Annotated in this window: 13 protein-coding genes; 7 read left to right on the top strand and 6 right to left on the bottom strand. The window is 46.9% G+C overall.

The genetic code is table 11. From position 1 onward, the window contains the following. Positions 1 to 230 precede the first annotated feature (230 nt). Positions 231 to 1,091 carry a hypothetical protein gene (locus ACZ48S_RS08605; protein ID WP_464212652.1) on the bottom strand — a complete coding sequence of 287 codons (861 nt, stop codon included), beginning with the start codon at positions 1,089 to 1,091 and terminating at the stop codon, positions 231 to 233. 371 nt (positions 1,092 to 1,462) lie between these two features. Between ACZ48S_RS08605 and ACZ48S_RS08600 the strand changes: the two genes are divergently transcribed. From ACZ48S_RS08600 to ACZ48S_RS08580, 5 genes are all read left to right on the top strand, one after another. Then, positions 1,463 to 3,061, top strand: coding sequence for a reductive dehalogenase domain-containing protein (locus ACZ48S_RS08600; RefSeq protein WP_464212650.1), 1,599 nt, complete (start codon positions 1,463 to 1,465; stop codon positions 3,059 to 3,061). 492 nt (positions 3,062 to 3,553) lie between these two features. After that, positions 3,554 to 3,820 carry a hypothetical protein gene (locus ACZ48S_RS08595; protein WP_464212648.1) on the top strand — a complete coding sequence of 89 codons (267 nt, stop codon included), beginning with the start codon at positions 3,554 to 3,556 and terminating at the stop codon, positions 3,818 to 3,820. 53 nt (positions 3,821 to 3,873) lie between these two features. Next, positions 3,874 to 5,472: a reductive dehalogenase domain-containing protein gene (locus ACZ48S_RS08590; protein WP_464212645.1), complete on the top strand. Its 1,599-nt coding sequence runs from the start codon at positions 3,874 to 3,876 to the stop codon at positions 5,470 to 5,472. Between the two features lie 330 nt (positions 5,473 to 5,802). Beyond that, positions 5,803 to 6,099, top strand: coding sequence for a hypothetical protein (locus ACZ48S_RS08585; RefSeq protein WP_464212643.1), 297 nt, complete (start codon positions 5,803 to 5,805; stop codon positions 6,097 to 6,099). Between the two features lie 27 nt (positions 6,100 to 6,126). Continuing rightward, positions 6,127 to 7,725, top strand: coding sequence for a reductive dehalogenase domain-containing protein (locus ACZ48S_RS08580; RefSeq protein WP_464212641.1), 1,599 nt, complete (start codon positions 6,127 to 6,129; stop codon positions 7,723 to 7,725). A 112-nt stretch (positions 7,726 to 7,837) separates the two neighbouring features. Here ACZ48S_RS08580 and ACZ48S_RS08575 read toward each other — a convergent pair whose 3' ends face one another. The 5 genes from ACZ48S_RS08575 to ACZ48S_RS08555 all read right to left on the bottom strand — a co-directional run bounded on the left by ACZ48S_RS08575 (position 7,838) and on the right by ACZ48S_RS08555 (position 14,072). Further along, positions 7,838 to 8,434: a YkgJ family cysteine cluster protein gene (locus ACZ48S_RS08575; protein WP_464212639.1), complete on the bottom strand. Its 597-nt coding sequence runs from the start codon at positions 8,432 to 8,434 to the stop codon at positions 7,838 to 7,840. 70 nt (positions 8,435 to 8,504) lie between these two features. After that, positions 8,505 to 9,206: a precorrin-6y C5,15-methyltransferase (decarboxylating) subunit CbiE gene (gene cbiE, locus ACZ48S_RS08570; RefSeq protein WP_464212637.1), complete on the bottom strand. Its 702-nt coding sequence runs from the start codon at positions 9,204 to 9,206 to the stop codon at positions 8,505 to 8,507. A gap of 44 nt (positions 9,207 to 9,250) precedes the next feature. After that, positions 9,251 to 9,925 (bottom strand): response regulator transcription factor, encoded by a 675-nt coding sequence (locus ACZ48S_RS08565; protein ID WP_464212635.1) that lies wholly within the window; start codon positions 9,923 to 9,925, stop codon positions 9,251 to 9,253. Positions 9,926 to 9,931: 6 nt separating this feature from the next. Continuing rightward, positions 9,932 to 12,736, bottom strand: a complete 2,805-nt coding sequence (locus ACZ48S_RS08560) for a PAS domain S-box protein (RefSeq protein ID WP_464212633.1) — start codon at positions 12,734 to 12,736, stop codon at positions 9,932 to 9,934. A gap of 28 nt (positions 12,737 to 12,764) precedes the next feature. Continuing rightward, positions 12,765 to 14,072: a radical SAM protein gene (locus ACZ48S_RS08555; protein ID WP_464212631.1), complete on the bottom strand. Its 1,308-nt coding sequence runs from the start codon at positions 14,070 to 14,072 to the stop codon at positions 12,765 to 12,767. 615 nt (positions 14,073 to 14,687) lie between these two features. Here ACZ48S_RS08555 and ACZ48S_RS08550 point away from each other — a divergent pair. Together ACZ48S_RS08550 and ACZ48S_RS08545 are read left to right on the top strand one after the other, a co-directional pair. Then, the gene (locus ACZ48S_RS08550) at positions 14,688 to 16,211 is read left to right on the top strand and encodes a reductive dehalogenase (protein WP_464212629.1); all 1,524 of its coding nucleotides are present in this window, start codon (positions 14,688 to 14,690) and stop codon (positions 16,209 to 16,211) included. 426 nt (positions 16,212 to 16,637) lie between these two features. Further along, positions 16,638 to 18,206: a reductive dehalogenase gene (locus ACZ48S_RS08545; protein WP_464212627.1), complete on the top strand. Its 1,569-nt coding sequence runs from the start codon at positions 16,638 to 16,640 to the stop codon at positions 18,204 to 18,206. Positions 18,207 to 18,220: the final 14 nt, after the last annotated feature.

The raw sequence follows: 18,220 nt of genomic DNA, 5'->3' as shown, positions 1-18,220 counted from the left end.
ACCTTATTGATAAAGCTGGCTCCATTATTAGCACAGAAAAATGACTGAAGCAATAGTATTTATCAACAATGGGGTGAAACTGACGGGGGCAGCTTACGGCAGGTGTATTAACGAATTCCCGGTATCATTTTATATCCGGCGGCAATTGTGTCGAATGGTTCAGGACAGAAATCTCTGTCTCTGTTGCTAATTTCGTCACTTTGCGAAAACCGCCGTTTACTTCTTTATCGTTACTCCAGCGGCTGTCCAAGCCTGATTTCAAGCATATAATCATAGCCCCAGACGCCTATCACAATGGAAAACTCATAATCATACATATTGCCGCTCAGCGTTGTCTGTTTTCCATAAAGAGAATCCACCGTTTCTTCTTTATAACCTTCGGCGTCTTCAAACAAATCCCGGTAGAATTCAAGAGCTTCATCCCGGCTCCCGGAGTGGGAAAAATAAATGTCGGAAAACTGTTCCCCGCTTGGCTGGTTGGAGTTTACATTAAAGGTTTCGGCCCATATTTCGTTCAATTCATATAGCGGGAATTTGTCTGTTGGAAAGTCTTCCAGTAGCGGATTGCTGTTCATGGGATGGTTTGTGGGCAGGGTTACCGAGATATATACCGTGGACGGGGAAATACTGTCATCCACACGGACGGTTACTTCATAACCGTCGATAATTCCCATGGCATCATAGTAGCTGCTTTCATCCTGATGGGTCAGGAGAGAGCCGTAATATTCTGCGATGTCCTCTTTGCTCGCCTCTGACTTATAGAGCACATAGTAAATATTTCGGTAGCTGTTGTAGCCGTTGTTGTAAGCCGGATACTGCACATCCAGGGTGCAGCTTTCTATCGCGGCACTCTCATACAGCGGCCAGGTATCTTCCGGGTAGCCTTCCAGTAGGTAGCCGTGATAGTTGCTGTAAGGTCCCTGGGTTGTGGGTGCCGGAGTCGTGCTCGGTGCCGGTTGGGAAGTGGTTGGTGAAGGAGTGGTCGGGTCCGTATTTTCTTCAGCGGAAGGCCCGCAGCCCGCCGTACCGGCTACCAGGATTAAAGCCGCGGAGATGAATAGAAAACGGAAACTCGTGGGCAGTTTTGACATCACAGACCCCTCGTTACTTCTTGCGCGCCCCATGACAGGTTGCGCTCATTTTAAGCAGGCATTATAGCAGAAACCCCTGTTGGAGCAATACCAGGGAACTATCTGGTAAAGGTCGGAAGGCGCACTGGTTTGACAGACAGTAAAATAATATAAAAGTCTTGGTATAAAGTATAATTTGATACTCTAAAAAGTGTCTAAATACTTAGTAAAAATGTACTTTAGTACGATGCCAAAAAAGACTTGACGGCGTAGAATATTTACGCATCAAGCTAAGGATTAGAAATAGGAGGGTGCCTTCTATGAATTATGGCTCCCGGGAAAGACCGGGTGGCAGCGGGGAAGACAGCAAAAAAATAAAAAAGGAAAATAGAATGCACAAATTTCATACTACAGTATCCCGAAGAGAGTTCATGAAGGGCCTTGGTCTGGCCGGCGCCGGACTGGGAGCGGCTTCGGCAATAGCCCCGCAATTTAATGACCTGGATGAGTTAATCTCATCTAAAGCTGGCAGCTATCGGAATATGCCTTGGTTTGTCAAAAGCCGTGATGCCTATGATTTCACTAGTCCTCATGATTGGAGTCAAGTTACTCGCCATGACCAGCGTCATACCAATCAGTGCTCCTGGCAGGGTTCTAAAGAAATCGCGGCCTGGATAGATGACCGTGATGGCCCTGGTTCTGCAGCTAAGCAAGCTGAGGAAAAAAAGGCTTATGCAGCGGAGGGTCTGAAACAACCCCGGGGTTGGGCAGGCGTACGCACAAACGCTTATAGAGCGATAATCAACAAAAACTCTGCAGAAGATAGCCCTTATGGCTTTATGCCGCCTAAAGTTAAAACCCCTGAAGAACAAAACATACCTAAATGGCAAGGAACCCCTGAAGAAAATGCCAGGATGATCAAGGCTGGTCTTGAAGTTTTCGGCGCTTGTGATGTCACCTTCCTGGAACTTGATGATAAAACCCGCAATTTCGTCTTCACCCATGACTTCCATGATGGCAAGCCTTATGTCTGGGAAGATGTGCCCGTGGGTTATGAAACCGGTGAAATGAAACCCAGCAAAGGACCCCGGGCTGGCAAACGGGTTTTGGCCAACAGCGCTAAATGGATCATCAATTACCAGCTCCAGATGAGCAATGACACAATCCAAAATGGCCTTTTTGACAGGCGCTACGGTCATGGCCGTACCATTCAGAGACAGCTTCAGGGCTGGCTGGCCGGTCTTGGTTATCAGGCATATGGCCCTGTGGACTACACCAATAACTTTACTCAAAACGTCGCCTTCGCCATTCTCGGCGGTGCCACAGAGCATATGCGTAGTTTCTTCTCTTGTCACCCGATATATGGCGCTAGCCTCGGTGTGGGTGCGGGTATCATCACTGATCTCCCGCTAGAGCCGGGCACTCCGATTGATGCCGGTTTGCACCGTTTCTGCTATGACTGTGGAAAATGTGCTGAGGTATGTCCCAGCCGCGCCCTCAGCCGTAATGGTGATCCCACGGGTCCCATTGTCAAAGAACCTCAATATGAAGGCATTGGCCCCTGGAATCGCTGGAGTGGTCGTACGGAATTTGATAAAAAACATCCTGAACTAGGTGCTGTTAATAATGGGCATAATGAATATATAGGTGTGAATGAACCAGGCTTTTTTGCCCATTGGACCCTGTCACCTGGAGATTGTACCCAGAGTGTGGGTATCAATATGTGCGGTTCGTTTGGTTGTGGTTCCCGTTGCGTCTTTGCTTATGGAAAAGAGGCTATGGTTCACGAAGTTGTTAAGACTACTGTTGCCAATACATCTCTCTTCAACAGTTTCTTCCGCCAGATGGATCACGTTTTTGGTTTCCCGATGTACAACTACGGAATTGACGGCCCCGGTGTCCAGGAACAAATGGATGCTTTCTGGAACTATGAAACCAATACTCCCATCTATGGTATTGATACTACCCGTGGCGGTCGCCGCAGGATTTAGTCTCCAAACACCATTAGTGCGTTATTAGCACAGAGGTAACAAAAGGGGAGAGCTTTAAAACGGCTCTCCCCTTTGTTATTGGGGTTCTAACCTTTATTAGTCACCTGCAATAAACCTCTTACTTCTCTTTCAGACAACTACCCAGTATGGTAATGCAATTTGGTTTTGAAATTGCTCGCGTTTTTCTGGATACATCTGAAAGTTTTAATTTTCTAGAAACATTGACCCATATTTTACTCATTCATTTAAACTCCTTTACGCCAGAAATCTTGGTATTTTACGAGCAAACAAGACGAAATACCTTATAAAAAGTTACAAAAGTCATTTAAATAAAGACTAAATATATACATGAAATAGCCATATAATACCCAAACATATGAGTAACTACTAGTAACTTAATACTTATTAACAATAGTTCTTAAGTACGATGTTTAATCAAATTATATGGTGTTATAGTAATTTTAGCTTATAAAAGAGGTATGAATTCATTTTATGGTTCAGAAAAACGTTGGAAACAATGTTTGTATGGTTCCCCACGAAAACAGTTCTTTGAGAAATAAGTCTATTTTTAAGTATTACCTCACCCACCCGGAAGCCAGGGTTACCGATATTGCCCGGAGATATGGGCTTTCCAGTCAACGAACTGCTTTTATCATCCAAAGACAAATGCGTGATGATGCGTTAAACGGTAGTAACGCCATTAAAACTATCTTGGAAAGGAGTGCTTTATGCAAGTTGACCCCGGGAAAGACCGGGTGACAGTGGGAAAGACCGCAAGAGAAACAAGCCAAAATACACTAAGGAGAAAAGAAGTGAGTAAATTCCATACAACAGTATCTCGAAGAGACTTTATGAAAGGCCTTGGCCTGGCTGGCGCCGGACTGGGAGCCGCTTCTCTGGCCGCGCCGCAGTTTAATGACATTGATGAAATGATTTCATCTGAGGCAGGTCCGCTGCAGAAATATCCCTGGTTCGTAAAAATGCGAGATCAGTATGACTTCACCGCGCCGCATGACTGGAGCAAAATAACCCGTCATGACCAGCGCCACACTATTCAGTGTTCCTGGCAGGGTACTCCTGAAGTCAGGGCCTGGATTGATGACCGGGATGGTCCGGGTTCTATTGAGCGTCAGCTTGCTGAAAAGAAAGCCTATGACCAGAGAGGTTTAGAAGACCCATACGGCTGGGGCGGTTTGCGCAACATGGCTTATCGCAGCTTCATGAACAAGAACAGTAAAGAAGATTCACCTTATGGTTTTCTTCCGCCCAAGGCGACGACTCCTGAAGGTCGTGGCGTAGCTAAGTGGCAGGGAACCCCGGAAGAGAACTCCCGCATGATCAAGGCGGGTCTGAAGACCTGGGGCGCCTGTGACGTAACCTTCCTGGAGCTTGATGACATCACCCGCAACTTCATCTTCACCCATGACTTTCATGACGGTAAGCCCTATGTCTTTGAAGATGTACCGGTAGGTTATGAAACCGGCGAGACCGGCACCTCCAAAGCCCCCCGGGCCGGCAAAAGAGTTCTGGCCAACAGTGCCAAGTACATCATCAACTACCAGCTGCAGATGAGCAATGACACCATTGACAACAACCTGTCAGACCGGCGTTACGGCCATGGCCGCACCATCCAGCGGCAGCTGCAGGGCTGGCTGGCCGGACTGGGTTACCAGGCGTATGGTCCTCTGGACTACACCAACAACTTCTCAGAGAACGTAGCCTTCTCGGTTCTCGGTGGCGCCAGTGAAATCATGCGCAACTACATTTCTGGTTCGCCGATCTTCGGTTCCAGTTTTGGCGTAGCGGCGGGTATTATCACTGACCTGCCGGTAGAACCAACCTTCCCCATTGACGCCGGCATGAACCGGTTCTGCTATGACTGCATGAAGTGCGCTGAGCTTTGTCCCGGTGGCGCGCTCAGCCGTGATGGTGGTGGGCCTGGAGCGCCGATAGTCAGGGAGCCCTCCTGGGAAGGTATTGGTCCCTGGAACCGGTGGAGCGGCCGCAGCGCTTTTGACGCCAAGCACCCGGAACTGGGAGCGGTCAACAACGGGCACAATGAGTACAAGGGTGTTGATGAGCCCGGTTTCTATGCCCATTGGTGGTTCTCACCCGGTGACTGTAACCAGAGCGTCGGTATCAACAAGTGCGGCTCCTTTGGCTGTGGTAGCCGATGCGTATTCGGTCGCGGTACCCATGCGGCTATCCATGATGTGGTTATGGGTACACTGGCGACAACGGATATCTTTAACGGTTTCTTCCGCACTATGGATGAAGCTTTCGGCTATCCGATGTATGACTACGGTATTGATGGTCGGCCGCAGGAGAAGATGGACCAGTTCTGGGAACTGAGGTCTGATACTCCCATCTACGGCGTTGACACCACTCGCGGTGGTGGTCGTCAGCTCTAGTCTATATTCACAAATTGCTAAAAAACAGGGACCGGCCAATCAGGTCGGTCCCTGTTTTCTTATTTTTAAGCCCCTGTTTATTTTTCTTAGTATTACCTATTACCATTATCTAAAAGTTTAATCTATAAAAACCAATAACACCTAATACAGGCACTTAACTCCTTTATATTATCACCTAAAGGTTTGTTCTATTTGGCTTTTCAATACCACCGTATCCAGGTAACTGCCAGTAACCTAATGCTTAATAAAAATAGTCCTTCTGACCGATATGCAGCGGTTTTTCCCGATGTTATGCTTTTTACGAATATTAAAAAGGTAGCAATTGCGTTTATGGTTCGGAAAGAAATAGTAAAAAGTGTTTATGCGGTTCCCCACAAAAACAGTTCTTTGAGAAATAAGTCTATTTTTAAGTATTACCTCACCCATCCGGAAGCCAGGATTACCGATATTGCCCGGAGATATGGGCTTTCCAGTCAACGAACTGCTTTTATCATTCAAAGACAAATGCGTGATGATGCGTTAAACGGTAGTAACGCCATTAAAACTATCTTGGAAAGGAGTGCTTTATGCAAGTTGACCCCCGGGAAAGACCGGGTGGCAGCGGGAAAGACCGCGGAAAGATTTTAGTTTTAAACACAAAAAGGAGGAAAATGAATGAGTAAGTTTCATTCAACGGTAAGCAGAAGAGACTTCATGAAAGGTCTTGGCCTGGCTGGCGCCGGACTGGGAGCCGCTTCTCTGGCCGCGCCGCAGTTTAATGACATTGATGAAATGATTTCATCTGAGGCAGGTCCGCTGCAGAAATATCCCTGGTTCGTAAAAATGCGAGATCAGTATGACTTCACCGCGCCGCATGACTGGAGCAAGATAACCCGCCATGACCAGCGCCATACTGTTCAGTGCTCTTGGCAAGGATCGAAAGAAGTCGAGGCCTGGATTGATGACCGTGACGGTGCTGGAACCATAGAAAAATGGAAGGCTGAGAAAGCTGCCTATGCTCAGCGTGGCCTGGAAGATCCCTACGGCTGGGGCGGTCTGCGCAACATGGCCTATCGCAGTTTCATGAACAAGAACAATAAGGAAGACACCCCTTACGGCTTCTTGCCGCCCAAGGCTACGACCCCTGAAGACCGTGGCGTAGCTAAGTGGCAGGGGACTCCAGAAGAAAACTCGCGCATGATCAAGGCGGGTCTGAAGACCTGGGGCGCCTGTGACGTAACCTTCCTGGAGCTTGATGACATCACCCGCAACTTCATCTTCACCCATGACTTTCATGACGGTAAGCCCTATGTCTTTGAAGATGTACCGGTAGGTTATGAAACCGGCGAGACCGGCACCTCCAAAGCCCCCCGGGCCGGCAAAAGAGTTCTGGCCAACAGTGCCAAGTACATCATCAACTACCAGCTGCAGATGAGCAATGACACCATTGACAACAACCTGTCAGACCGGCGTTACGGCCATGGCCGCACCATCCAGCGGCAGCTGCAGGGCTGGCTGGCCGGACTGGGTTACCAGGCGTATGGTCCTCTGGACTACACCAACAACTTCTCAGAGAACGTAGCCTTCTCGGTTCTCGGTGGCGCCAGTGAAATCATGCGCAACTACATTTCTGGTTCGCCGATCTTCGGTTCCAGTTTTGGTGTAGCGGCGGGTATTATCACTGACCTGCCGGTAGAACCAACCTTCCCCATTGACGCCGGCATGAACCGGTTCTGCTATGACTGCATGAAGTGCGCTGAGCTTTGTCCCGGTGGCGCGCTCAGCCGTGATGGTGGTGGGCCTGGAGCGCCGATAGTCAGGGAACCTTCCTGGGAAGGAATTGGTCCCTGGAACCGGTGGAGCGGCCGCAGCGCTTTTGACGCCAAGCACCCGGAACTGGGAGCGGTCAACAACGGGCACAATGAGTACAAGGGTGTTGATGAGCCCGGTTTCTATGCCCATTGGTGGTTCTCGCCCGGTGACTGTCGTTCTAGCGTCGGCATCAGCAAGTGCGGCTCATTTGGCTGCGGTACCCGTTGCGTATTCGGACGTGGTACAGAGGCAGCCATTCATGACGTGGTTATGGGTACACTGGCTACTACTTCAATGTTCAACGGCTTTTTCCGAGAAATGGATGAAGCTTTCGGCTATCCGATGTATGACTACGGCATTGATGGCCGACCGCAGGAGAAGATGGACCAATTCTGGGAACTGAGATCCAATACTCCTATCTATGGTATTGACACCACTCGCGGCGGTGGTCGTCAGATTTAGTCTGGATTTAACGACCAACAGCAACAGGGACCGGTCATATGACCGGTCCCTGTTTTAATTGACAGATACTACAGAGAAACCATAACACTTCTGTTAATTGAGATATGATAATTTACTCGCAGTGGTTCCCTTTCTCAATCAACTCTATTGCCATATGCGCCAGTACCATTACCGCGTAGTTGCATTCACTTTCAGTGATTATCGTATTTATGCCTTCATCGCTTATGCCCAATGGCCAGGTCCGGCATGTCTGCGGCCTGTCATTATATATGGTGCAGCGCCCGTTTCTGGCATTCCACCACTGGCATGGCTTAACTTTTTTGATACTCCACTCGTCGTTGTTAAAAGTAAAAAGCTCTTCACGCTTTTGCTTTAACTTTTTACTGATTCTGTTGGCATCTGCTTCGTTAACGATGATCCGATTGGTCTGTGAACAACACCAGCCGCAGCCGTTGCAGGCGCCTTTCATGCGTTTCATGTTATTTCTTGACGGCTGCCCTATCGTGTCGGCAACCATCACGATGGTGTTGAGTTCATCGTCCTCCAGGCCGGCGCTTCCCGGGTAAATGGATTTTAAAACCTGGCTCACCCGGTTTATGAACTTGCCGTACCTGTTTCCCAGTGTCCTTGAATTATCCTCCGCGATTCTTATCGCGGAGGATAAATCCTCAGGAGAAACTATTTGATGCAATATTGCCGGTATCAGCATTGCCGCCTCGAAACTCTCACCTTATAGTGTCTCTCGTGCATTTGAGAAACAGAATAGAAGAAACCATCATTTACACGCAGCATTGATGAGGTGCCGGATTCTTAACTACCATTACTGATGTCAGCCGATAATCATTGTCGGCTACTTCTCCAAGTGTAACCTGGTAGATGCGCTCATCTTCCATGGTAAGGTATTCACAGATGAGCGTAGGAGTATCTGCCGCTATGCCATTATCCAACAGGTGCTTGGCGGTCTGCCGCGGTACCTGGGTTTCATTTGTCAGCATCAGCAGGTTGCGGCCGTTGTTAAAACTGTCTACCAGGAATTTGAGCTTGAGATTTTTGACCTTTTCATTTCCGTCATGGAAAGAAACCAGTACTGATTCATCCAGGCATATTTGAGCCTTTGCCGCGGCAAACTGCGCCGCCCCGGCTGAAGGTATTATCCGGATGTCAAAGCCCTTGAACACATCTAATACCTGGGCCAGGGAAGAAGACACGCATGGATCTCCAACCCGCAGCACTGCTACGGTCTGACCAGTTTCTAAAGCGCGCGCTGCCGCGTCCTTCTCTTTCTGCAGGTAATCTTTGGTGCCTTGGAAAAAGATTACCTTTCCGTTTACCAGGTCCTTTACTGGCTTCAGTGACCAGTCCCAGGCCAGAATGATGTCGGAATCTTTTATCGCTTCTTCGGCGGCATGGGTCAGCCATTTTGATGACCCGCCCGGCCCGATTCCCACGATATAGCATACCGGCATTTTTTTTACACTCATTTAGTCTTACACTCCTTTTTATTATTGATTATAGTAACAACCAGTTAAACCAGTTTTCTTTGCCGAGCTACCAGGGCAGCTTGTGTCCGGTTTTCCACCCCCAGTTTCCGAAGACACAGGTAGACATTTTTTTTCACCATGGCCGCTGAAATATTTAATTCCCTGGAAATATCTTTATTATAGAATCCTTTCTCCAGTAACCTCAGGACCGCCATTTCATTCTCAGTAAGAGCTTTGCCGAAGTGTTCATTTAATTCTGATTCTCCGGTGCCTTGTTTTGATTGTTTGGACAGGTATCTGATGGCGCGGGAATGCAGTTCCTTGTCCCAGATGGAAACCCCCTGTTTTACCAGTTTGATGGCGGAGAACAAAATATCGTGAGCGTGGTCCTTGGTGATAAATCCGGAAGCCCCAATTTTCAAGGCTTCAGCCAGGAATAACTCTGATTCATGGGCGGTGAGCATTATGATTGGTTTGTCGGGATTTTTTTCTTTTATTTGTTGGGCTATGTGGAATCCGTCTACGGTAGCCCCATGCAGGCTTATATCTAGAATGACCACGTCAGGGTCCAGTTCCTCAATCTCTTTGAGAGCCTTGTCGGGATTATCCGTAGCCCCCACCAGTTTCAGGCTGGGTTCTCTCTGGACCATGACGCTGAAACCCCTTCTGACAATTTCATGGTCATCCACCAGGTAAACGGAAATTTTTTCTTTAACCATATTTATTTAGCCTTGAATATTATTAGCTTTTCCAGGTTTCATTTCCGGTTTGGGAATAACAATATCAATACTAGTGCCCTGGCCGACTTTACTTTCAAAAGTAAAACTGCCGCCCAGCAGCTCGGTACGGTGCTGCATGCCTGAGATGCCTCTGGGTTTTTCTTCAATCCCGGCTGTATCCATTTTTACGCCCTTTCCATCATCAGAAATCATAAGTTCAATTGAGTCATCAGTTTCAATGATAGAAACAACCACGTTTTTGACCTGGTCCCCGTGTCTCCGGATATTTGTTAGTGCCTCATGCAGTATTCGATATAAAATGACCTCAACATATTTGGGTAGTTCATGCTTCATATCCACCGAGACATTCGTCTGGCAGTTAATAAGGTTTTCAAGTTGCACCAGTTCCTGTTTCAACAGGCTTACTAGGCCGAATTTGGATAGTGTTGGTGGATACAGCGTTGTCATCAGGTTGCGCGTTTCTTTTATAGTGCCGCTGATGCTTTTGCTGACTGGAACCAAATCTCTAGGCTGGATCTTCTCTGTTGATTCTTCCAGGTTCTGCAGTTCTTCAGAAACGTTGATCAGTTCCTGGGTGATGCGGTCGTGTATTTCGATGCTTATTAGTTTACGTTCTTCTTCTTGCGCGTGGATGTAATCATTTATCAGCTGCTGTATTCTTTTATTTTTTTCCGTTATCTCCCGTTGGGCTAGTTTCAGGTCTGAGATATCGGTGGAATAAATTCTTATCAGGTCACCAACATTTACTATGAGTTGTTGGAAAAAACGGTCATTGGCGTTCACTTCCCTGGTCATCGGCTTGTTGGGATGCTTTTTAAAATACTTAATGATTTTTGACCAGTTTGCCAGGAATGGGTGATTGATATTTTTTTGCGCAAGCTCCGGAAACAACTCCGCGGCGATGGGATTGAGGTAAGTTAATTCGCCATCTTCTTTTAACTCCAGCACCGGGCTGGGGTTATGCATTGGGAATGATGCCAGGTTTTTAAGGCGCTCTTCAAGTTTCTTTTGCTCGCTTATGTCGATGCAGTACTTGATAATTTTCGACACTTTCCCCGCCCTGTCCAAAACCGGGAAAGCCCGGACTTCCACCGTATGCAGATTGTTGTTCTCATCTCTATGCTGGTGTTCGTGAACAACCATTTTCTTATTATTAAGACTGATTTCATCGATCGGACACGCTGTGCCCATCTTGTTGCAGGGGTATGATTTATCATGCATAAAGGAATAGCAGGAAACCGGCCGGGAAAGGTCAACCAGTCCGGAAGCCTTGTTCGCCAGGATAATATTAAAATTACTCGCGTCTATCACATAGAAGGGATACGGCAGAGAATCGATGATGGTTTTAAGGAACTTGTTCTGGTTCTCTATTTGCTCCTGGGCCTTTTTTTCTTCCGTGAAGTCAAACATGAATCCGCGGAGTTTGGCTGGTTTGCTGCCCTCCATCTCCACGTCAACAAAATCCCTGACCCATATGGTTTCACCGGTTTTTGTGATGAACCTATATTCAAAATCGTGGGCTTTTCCCTCTTTGGTGCATTGGTCGCAGTATCGGGATGCCCATTCACGGTCTTCCGGGTGAATCCTTGAAACCCAGAAAGTCAGACCTGTCCACTCTTCCGGTTTATAACCTGTTATTTTTTCTACCTGTGGTGATACGTAGGTCCAACTGTCGGTTTCAATATCATATTCCCATATTATGGCCTTTACGTTTTCCGCTAGTTTTTGAATCTTGTTTTTATTTAGAGATAGTTCTCTCGTAACTTGCTTGCATTCCGTTATCTTCTTCTCAAGCTGCTGGTTGGATGACAGCAACTCCGCTGTACGCATCTTGACTCGTGTTTCAAGCAGTTGGTGAGATTTTTCCAGCTCCTGTTCAATGGTTATCCTGTGAAGGGCTGTTCCGATGCTGACCGCCGCGTCTTCTAATACATCAACCATATTCATCGGAACCATGTTTTCTTTGGGGTCAGCCAGGTGTATCAGACCCAGTATCTTTTCCTGGAATTTGATGGGAATCAGGGCTACTGATTCATATCCGCTTTGGTTGCACACATTTCTGGTGGCGCCCTTTTCCTCTTCTGATACACTGGCCAGGAACTTGGATGTCGTATTCATGTAAAAGGATCCGTTGGCCGTATAAAAAGACTTTTCACTGTCAGTAGTGCCGTTGACAACATTGGTGCACATGCAATGGTCAGATTGCAGGGAAAGCAGGTTTTCCATTTTGTAAAACTCTTCGCTGAAACCTACCCAGCTTCGGTATGGAATATAACCTTTTTTGTCCAGTATCCTGATTCCGATCGCGGCGCAGCCGGTATAATTCTTGATGGCAGTTACCAGTTTCTCCAGCACCATGTCTGTTTTCGAAGATTCGTTGGTAATGGTCAGCAGTCGCTTTAAAAAATCGTCCTTGTTTTCATTGAATTTACGTTCACTGATATCTCTGGCAATGCTGAGCGCGAATTCCTCACCGTCAATTTCAATCAGGCGTGATTTGACTTCAACCGGCATCAGGGTTCCATCCTTTCGGATATGACAGGACTCGACTTTAATAAACTTATCTTCACGAATTTTCTGCAGTAATAGTTTGGCCCTGGCCGCGAACTCTGGGGTAAGTAGCCCCTGAAGTCCTTTTTGGTAGATCTCGGATTCGGTGTATCCCTTGGATTCGTAAGCCTGTTTGTTGGCGTAAACCAGGTTGCCGGCCATATCCCAGATAAAAACGGAATCCGCCAGCATATCGATAAATGGGATTTTTTCGGTTATTCGTTCAATTGTTTGGCTCATACTATAATAATCACTATTTTTATTTTTATCAGGCCTTCAACCCGTCCTGACCGGGGCAGGTGACATAATCTGGTTTATCTGAATTGCCAGCATCGGCATTATCGGTAAAAGCTTCTGCCGGCAGGGAGGATATTAAGTTGTTTATTTCTTGTGTCAATTCTTTGTTGCTGCACATATGGTGTGCGTCACAAGCCCAGATAAAAGCCTGGCGCCAGTTTTCCGTTTGGGAGGCGGCCACCGCCGCTGAAAAAGTGGCAATATCCGTCTTGGCCCAGCCGCCGGCTTCTCGGAAATATTTCATTGCCTGTTCGGGCTTCTCTTCCTCAAGTGCCGTGTTTATGTTTTCAATGAGCCGGAGTGCCACGGGTCTGGCATCTTGATCATTGTGGTCTTTGGTGTGCCACGCCAGGCAGCCGCCGTAGCAGCGCCCGTGTTTGAAATGGCCGCATTGCCGGCATTCTGTATAGCACCCGCCCTGGAGCAGCTGGTCATCTATGTTTTTGACAAACCATTCCCGGAGTTCCCATTCATTCCTGAAATCGGTCAGCTTTACCCTCGGCATTCCGGACAGGGCAAAGCATCTTATTACATCCAGCTCCGGAGTTATGTCCATTATCGGATTGCATATACCGAGGTTGGCGGCCATCTTGGGGTGATACTGGGTAACCCAGCCCAATTGGAAATCTTTGAAAAAACAGTATGGTAAAGGGCAATCGGTGCGTGCATCAATACCCAGTTCAGCCGCGTTTTTCAACATTTCAAAACAACGGTCAGCCAGGCTGCTGTATTTTTCCGCGTCAACCACCTTGGATTCCAGTCCCTGTACCGGATTGGCCACCGTCCAGGCAAAGTTCGTCCTGCCGAGTCGGTGGGCCAGATTGGGCATGAAACTGGTATCAAAATCCGGGCGCCATACATTGAATCCTAGTACAACGTTAAAGCCTTTTTTAATGGCAAGTTCTACATTGTTTATCACTTTGTTGTAATGTTTGGGGTTTCGGTAGTCCTGGGGTTCATTTATATTGAAAACCAGCCCCACATGATAGGGGGAGATGTCGTCAAGCAGCTTCTTGTTGAAAATACCGCCGGTGAGCAATCTTAAATTCATGCCCGGATTGGCCCGGTGGAATAGCCTGACGATGTTAGCCAGCTCTGGGTGTAGAAACGGTTCCCCCCCCAGGAGAGATAGAGAAGCCAAATTGGATTTTCGGGCCCATTCAGCCACTTTCACGATGTTTTCCATGGATGTCAGGTCGCGTTTCCCTTCTTTTCGCTCCGGTGCCTCAAAGCAGTAGGGACAGGAATTGGTACAAGACCTGGCCAAGACTAAATTCATTTAATACTCCGCGTTATAAAACTCAGCAATCTCTGTTATCGCCCCTTATTGATCTGCTCACTCACGGAGCAGGTTGCCGTTCTTGCTAAAATTTCTTAATATAACCACTATTGTCATCTTGACTATTATATTTTACACCTTGCTGAATACACCAGGGTAATACGTTTTTCAGGCTTTGTTTATGAGTATTTTGCCCCATGTTCTTATGGGGAGAAACTTATAATTAAGCTGGCCTGACATATGGTAGTGATGCCGTTTGAGTTGCTGGTAACCCCCAGGTATTTCTTGATTTATTTACTTGATGCAATATTCATCAACACCATTTTTTCTATCAACTTCCAATATACATTCTATTACAGATTATCATTCTTGCCATCGTACTAAGGGGCATGTTGCTATCAGCTTTTGGATACTGGTGATGGTATCAAATGATACCATCACCAGTTAGACTCTTTTTTAGCTTTATTTATGCGTTTTATTGAAAGCAGCCCCCCCCTTAATAACTTTTTTTATTTTACGGTATCAAAATGCTTACGAAATATAATACTATTGAGTGATGATAAAGAATGTTTATCATACTATAGTAAATTTACAGTTCATTAAAAGGAGGTTGCAATGTCAAAATTTCACAGTACTTTAAGCAGAAGGGATTTTATGAAAGCGCTTGGATTTTCAGGAGCTGGGTTGGGTGCGGCGTCGTTGATGGCACCTCAATTTCATGATATTGATGAAATGCTGGCGGCACCAACAGCGGAAAACAAAAACCATTGGTGGGTTAAAACCGTTGAAAATCCCACTATCGAGGTCGACTGGCCTAATATGAAACGCTTTAATGAGTTTGACTCAATGCGTGGTTCTGGTACTAAGTGGATTTCGGAATCCGGTAAAATTGATGAGTATAATCAGCTTCAGGCCGAGGGGGCTGATATTACCAGACAGGGTATGATTAACAGCCTTCCGGGGCTGACTCTAAGGGATCAGGCCTGGGGTTTCAGCGGCATGCTCAACTTTAGGGTGCCTGCGACATCAGGTGTACACGGTACTTTTACCAGGTCATCATTTCTTGGCCCTCAGGTAGCGCCCACGCCTGCTGAGCAGGGTGTCCCAAAGTGGGAAGGTACCCCTGAGGAAAACCTGCGCATGATAAGGCATGTTATGCGTGGTTTTGGCGCCTTTACAGTAGGCGCTGTGGAGTTAAATCCGGAAACAACCCGCAAGCTTATCTACGATGGAGCACCCGGCCGAAAGGGCAGGTATGTATTTGAAAACAATGCCACTGAAGCTTATGTTGACGGGCCTAATCCGCCCACTATTGATACCAAATATGTTATACCAGATTCCTACCGTTGGGCGATAGCTTTCACCAATCAGGAATCTATCCCGAATCGTCAGCTTGAAGGCCACGTGATGGGTTTTGCTCCTCACGGTCGTTATATGCGCTGGGCTAACACTACCGACTGCACTTTAGAATTCTTACGCTATATAGGATATCAGGGTATGGGTCAGGGTGTTGAAGGTACGCAGATTAACGGTCTGGGTATTGCTCCTGCTTTCAGCACTATGGCTGGTCTTACTGAAATGAGCCGCGTAAACCGTGGTATGACCCCGACACCACATGGGCCGGTGGTCGGTACCTGGGTAATCGTTACTAATCTGCCTTTGGCTGAAACCAAACCGATAGACGCGGGTCTTTTTAAATTCTGCCACACCTGTAAGAAGTGTCATGACGCTTGTGGTTTAGGTGGTCCCTGGGCTGCCGACGAGCCCAGCTGGGAAATAGACCAACATGCCACCGGTGGCGTTACCGGCTATCGCAACTTTGGCCACAAGGCTATGTGGGATGACCAGATCATGTGCCGAATGTGGAAAGCCACCCCTGGTAATTGCTCCAATGGTCGTTGTTTTGGCGCCTGTACCTTTACCAAGGGTGATGATGCTTCAATCCACCAGTGGGTATCGGCTACCGTTGCCACTACACCGTTATTCAATGGCTTCTTCAGAGAGATGGATGATATCTTTGGTTATGGCCGTTCGGCTGCTAACTATGACGGTCATTCCAACGAGCGGGCTGAAGAGCTATGGGATATTGAAATGCCGATCTACGGTGTTGATGGAACTATGGGTATAGACTATCAGTAATTTACTGTGGCTATTTCTATAACGTATTCGGTAGGGGGGACATTTATGTCCCCCTACCTATTTCTCATTTATCAAGTGCTTATAGTAGGTGTAATTCAGGCTGCCGGGTGAAGGTTGAATACTAAATATCCCGGTGTGGTAGTCATATATCACAAATTCAACATAAATCTGTTTGGACTTAAAGCTTATGCTGTTCACTTGCCCAGTAGCCTGTACCCATCTATTTTTTTGTAGCTGGATGATACCTCTACAAGTATCTTAATGCGTAGATGTATTAATACTTAAGTACGATGGTATAAGTATAAAAAAATAGTATATTTAGGATGTAATTACATATATACGATAGGAGGTTGTATGGCATCTGGCTTCCGGGAGAGACCGGATAAAATGGAGAAATTGACACAACAAGTACGAGGAGGTAAGTGTATGCAACAATTCCATTCCACGGTAAGTAGGCGAGATTTTATGAAAGGCCTTGGCATAACGGGAACTGGCTTGGGATTAGCTTCTCTGGTTTCACCTGTATTTCATGATTTTGATGAAATGATTTCCGCAAGCCCTGCTGTTCATGAATGGCCTTGGTGGGTGCAGCAACTGGAATACGATAAAACTACGGTGGATATCGATTGGAGTAAGGTAACAAGAGCGGATTTTAGACACGTAAATCAATGCAGTTGGCAAGGCAAGAAAGAGGGAGAGGCATGGATCAATTTGCGCGATGGGGCAGGTACTGCTGATCGGCTCTATGCTGAAAACGCACAGAGGCGTGAACAGGGTCTTAAATCAAATGACCCGTTCTATGATTTGAGAAATCGTGCCTTGACTGGGGTTCTTTTTTCACCCGGTCTCGGTTTTAACGCATATACCCCGGATGGGTTTATTGGGCCTAAGGTCACAACCCCTGAAGACTTGAAGGTGCCAAAATGGAGTGGCACACCGGAAGAAGCTGCGGTTATGCTTCGCCAGGTGTGCATTTTGCTAGGTGCGTCTGATATCTCTATCGTCGAACTTAATCCTTCTACCAGCAGGAATATGATTCATAGCCATGAATTCCATGATGGCAAACCTTATGTTTTTGAAGATGTTGATCAAGCTTATTTTACCGGAACTGTTAGTACCACTCGTGCCCCCAATAATGATGGTAAAAGAGTGATACCTAATAAATGTCGCTGGGTAATTCAATTCAATTTTGATGAGAGTCATCATTGGCTGGGAAGATTTGCTGAAGAAGGCGGTTTACGGTATCCGGAAGGCCGCCAGGTTCAGCTTCGAATCCAAGCCTTTTTGCATGGACTCGGTTATCAAGCTATCGGTCCGTTGGACTATACAAATAACCTATCGGAAAACATCGGAATGGCTATTCTCGGGGGTACTGCGGAGTTGGGTAGAAATAATTTGGCTATTTCACCTAGATTCGGTGCTGTCCATGGTGAATGTTCCAGTATCATAACTGATTTGGAACTTGCTCCTACTAAACCCATTGATGCCGGTATTCACCGCTTTTGCTATACCTGCATGAAGTGTGCTGAGCTATGCCCGGGTGGCGCTCTTAGCCGGCAAGGTGACCCAACCGGTGAAATTATTAAGGAACCCAGTTGGGAGCCTATTGGTCCATGGCAGCGTTGGCCTAACCGCAGTGCATTCGAAGCTAAAACTCCTGAAGTATTCAGGCAGGAACCCGGTATCAACGAGCCGGCATTTTACTCTCATTGGTGGTACTCAATGCCTGATTGCCGTCCGATGTATGATATTTGTGGTACCTGGGGTTGCGGAGTGAATTGTCCCTTCAAGGGTAAAGGTAAATCGTCAGTTCATGAACTGGTGATGACAACTAGTAAATTCACCCCTCTTTTTAATAGTTTCTTCAGGAATATGGATGACGCTATGGGCTATGGTGAAGAAAAGATGAAAGAGCCTGATAATATCAATGCCTTCTGGGAAGGGAAAATAGAACTACCGAGGTTTGGAACTGAAACATCTACTACTTGGCGATAGCCTTAGTTTGCTTT

This window comes from Dehalogenimonas sp. NIT-SK1 (assembly GCF_055384165.1).
The sequence above is the reverse complement of the archived record's forward strand: the minus strand, read 5'-3'. Positions and strand labels throughout refer to the sequence as shown.

Coding starts and splice junctions, on each gene's coding strand:
- ACZ48S_RS08600 (WP_464212650.1), top strand. CDS start 1,463: ATGCACAAATTTCATACTACAGTATCCCGAAGAGAGTTCATGAAGGGC.
- ACZ48S_RS08545 (WP_464212627.1), top strand. CDS start 16,638: ATGCAACAATTCCATTCCACGGTAAGTAGGCGAGATTTTATGAAAGGC.
- ACZ48S_RS08550 (WP_464212629.1), top strand. CDS start 14,688: ATGTCAAAATTTCACAGTACTTTAAGCAGAAGGGATTTTATGAAAGCG.
- cbiE (WP_464212637.1), bottom strand. CDS start 9,206: ATGAGTGTAAAAAAAATGCCGGTATGCTATATCGTGGGAATCGGGCCG.
- ACZ48S_RS08595 (WP_464212648.1), top strand. CDS start 3,554: ATGGTTCAGAAAAACGTTGGAAACAATGTTTGTATGGTTCCCCACGAA.
- ACZ48S_RS08605 (WP_464212652.1), bottom strand. CDS start 1,091: ATGTCAAAACTGCCCACGAGTTTCCGTTTTCTATTCATCTCCGCGGCT.
- ACZ48S_RS08580 (WP_464212641.1), top strand. CDS start 6,127: ATGAGTAAGTTTCATTCAACGGTAAGCAGAAGAGACTTCATGAAAGGT.
- ACZ48S_RS08565 (WP_464212635.1), bottom strand. CDS start 9,925: ATGGTTAAAGAAAAAATTTCCGTTTACCTGGTGGATGACCATGAAATT.
- ACZ48S_RS08555 (WP_464212631.1), bottom strand. CDS start 14,072: ATGAATTTAGTCTTGGCCAGGTCTTGTACCAATTCCTGTCCCTACTGC.
- ACZ48S_RS08585 (WP_464212643.1), top strand. CDS start 5,803: ATGGTTCGGAAAGAAATAGTAAAAAGTGTTTATGCGGTTCCCCACAAA.
- ACZ48S_RS08560 (WP_464212633.1), bottom strand. CDS start 12,736: ATGAGCCAAACAATTGAACGAATAACCGAAAAAATCCCATTTATCGAT.
- ACZ48S_RS08575 (WP_464212639.1), bottom strand. CDS start 8,434: ATGCTGATACCGGCAATATTGCATCAAATAGTTTCTCCTGAGGATTTA.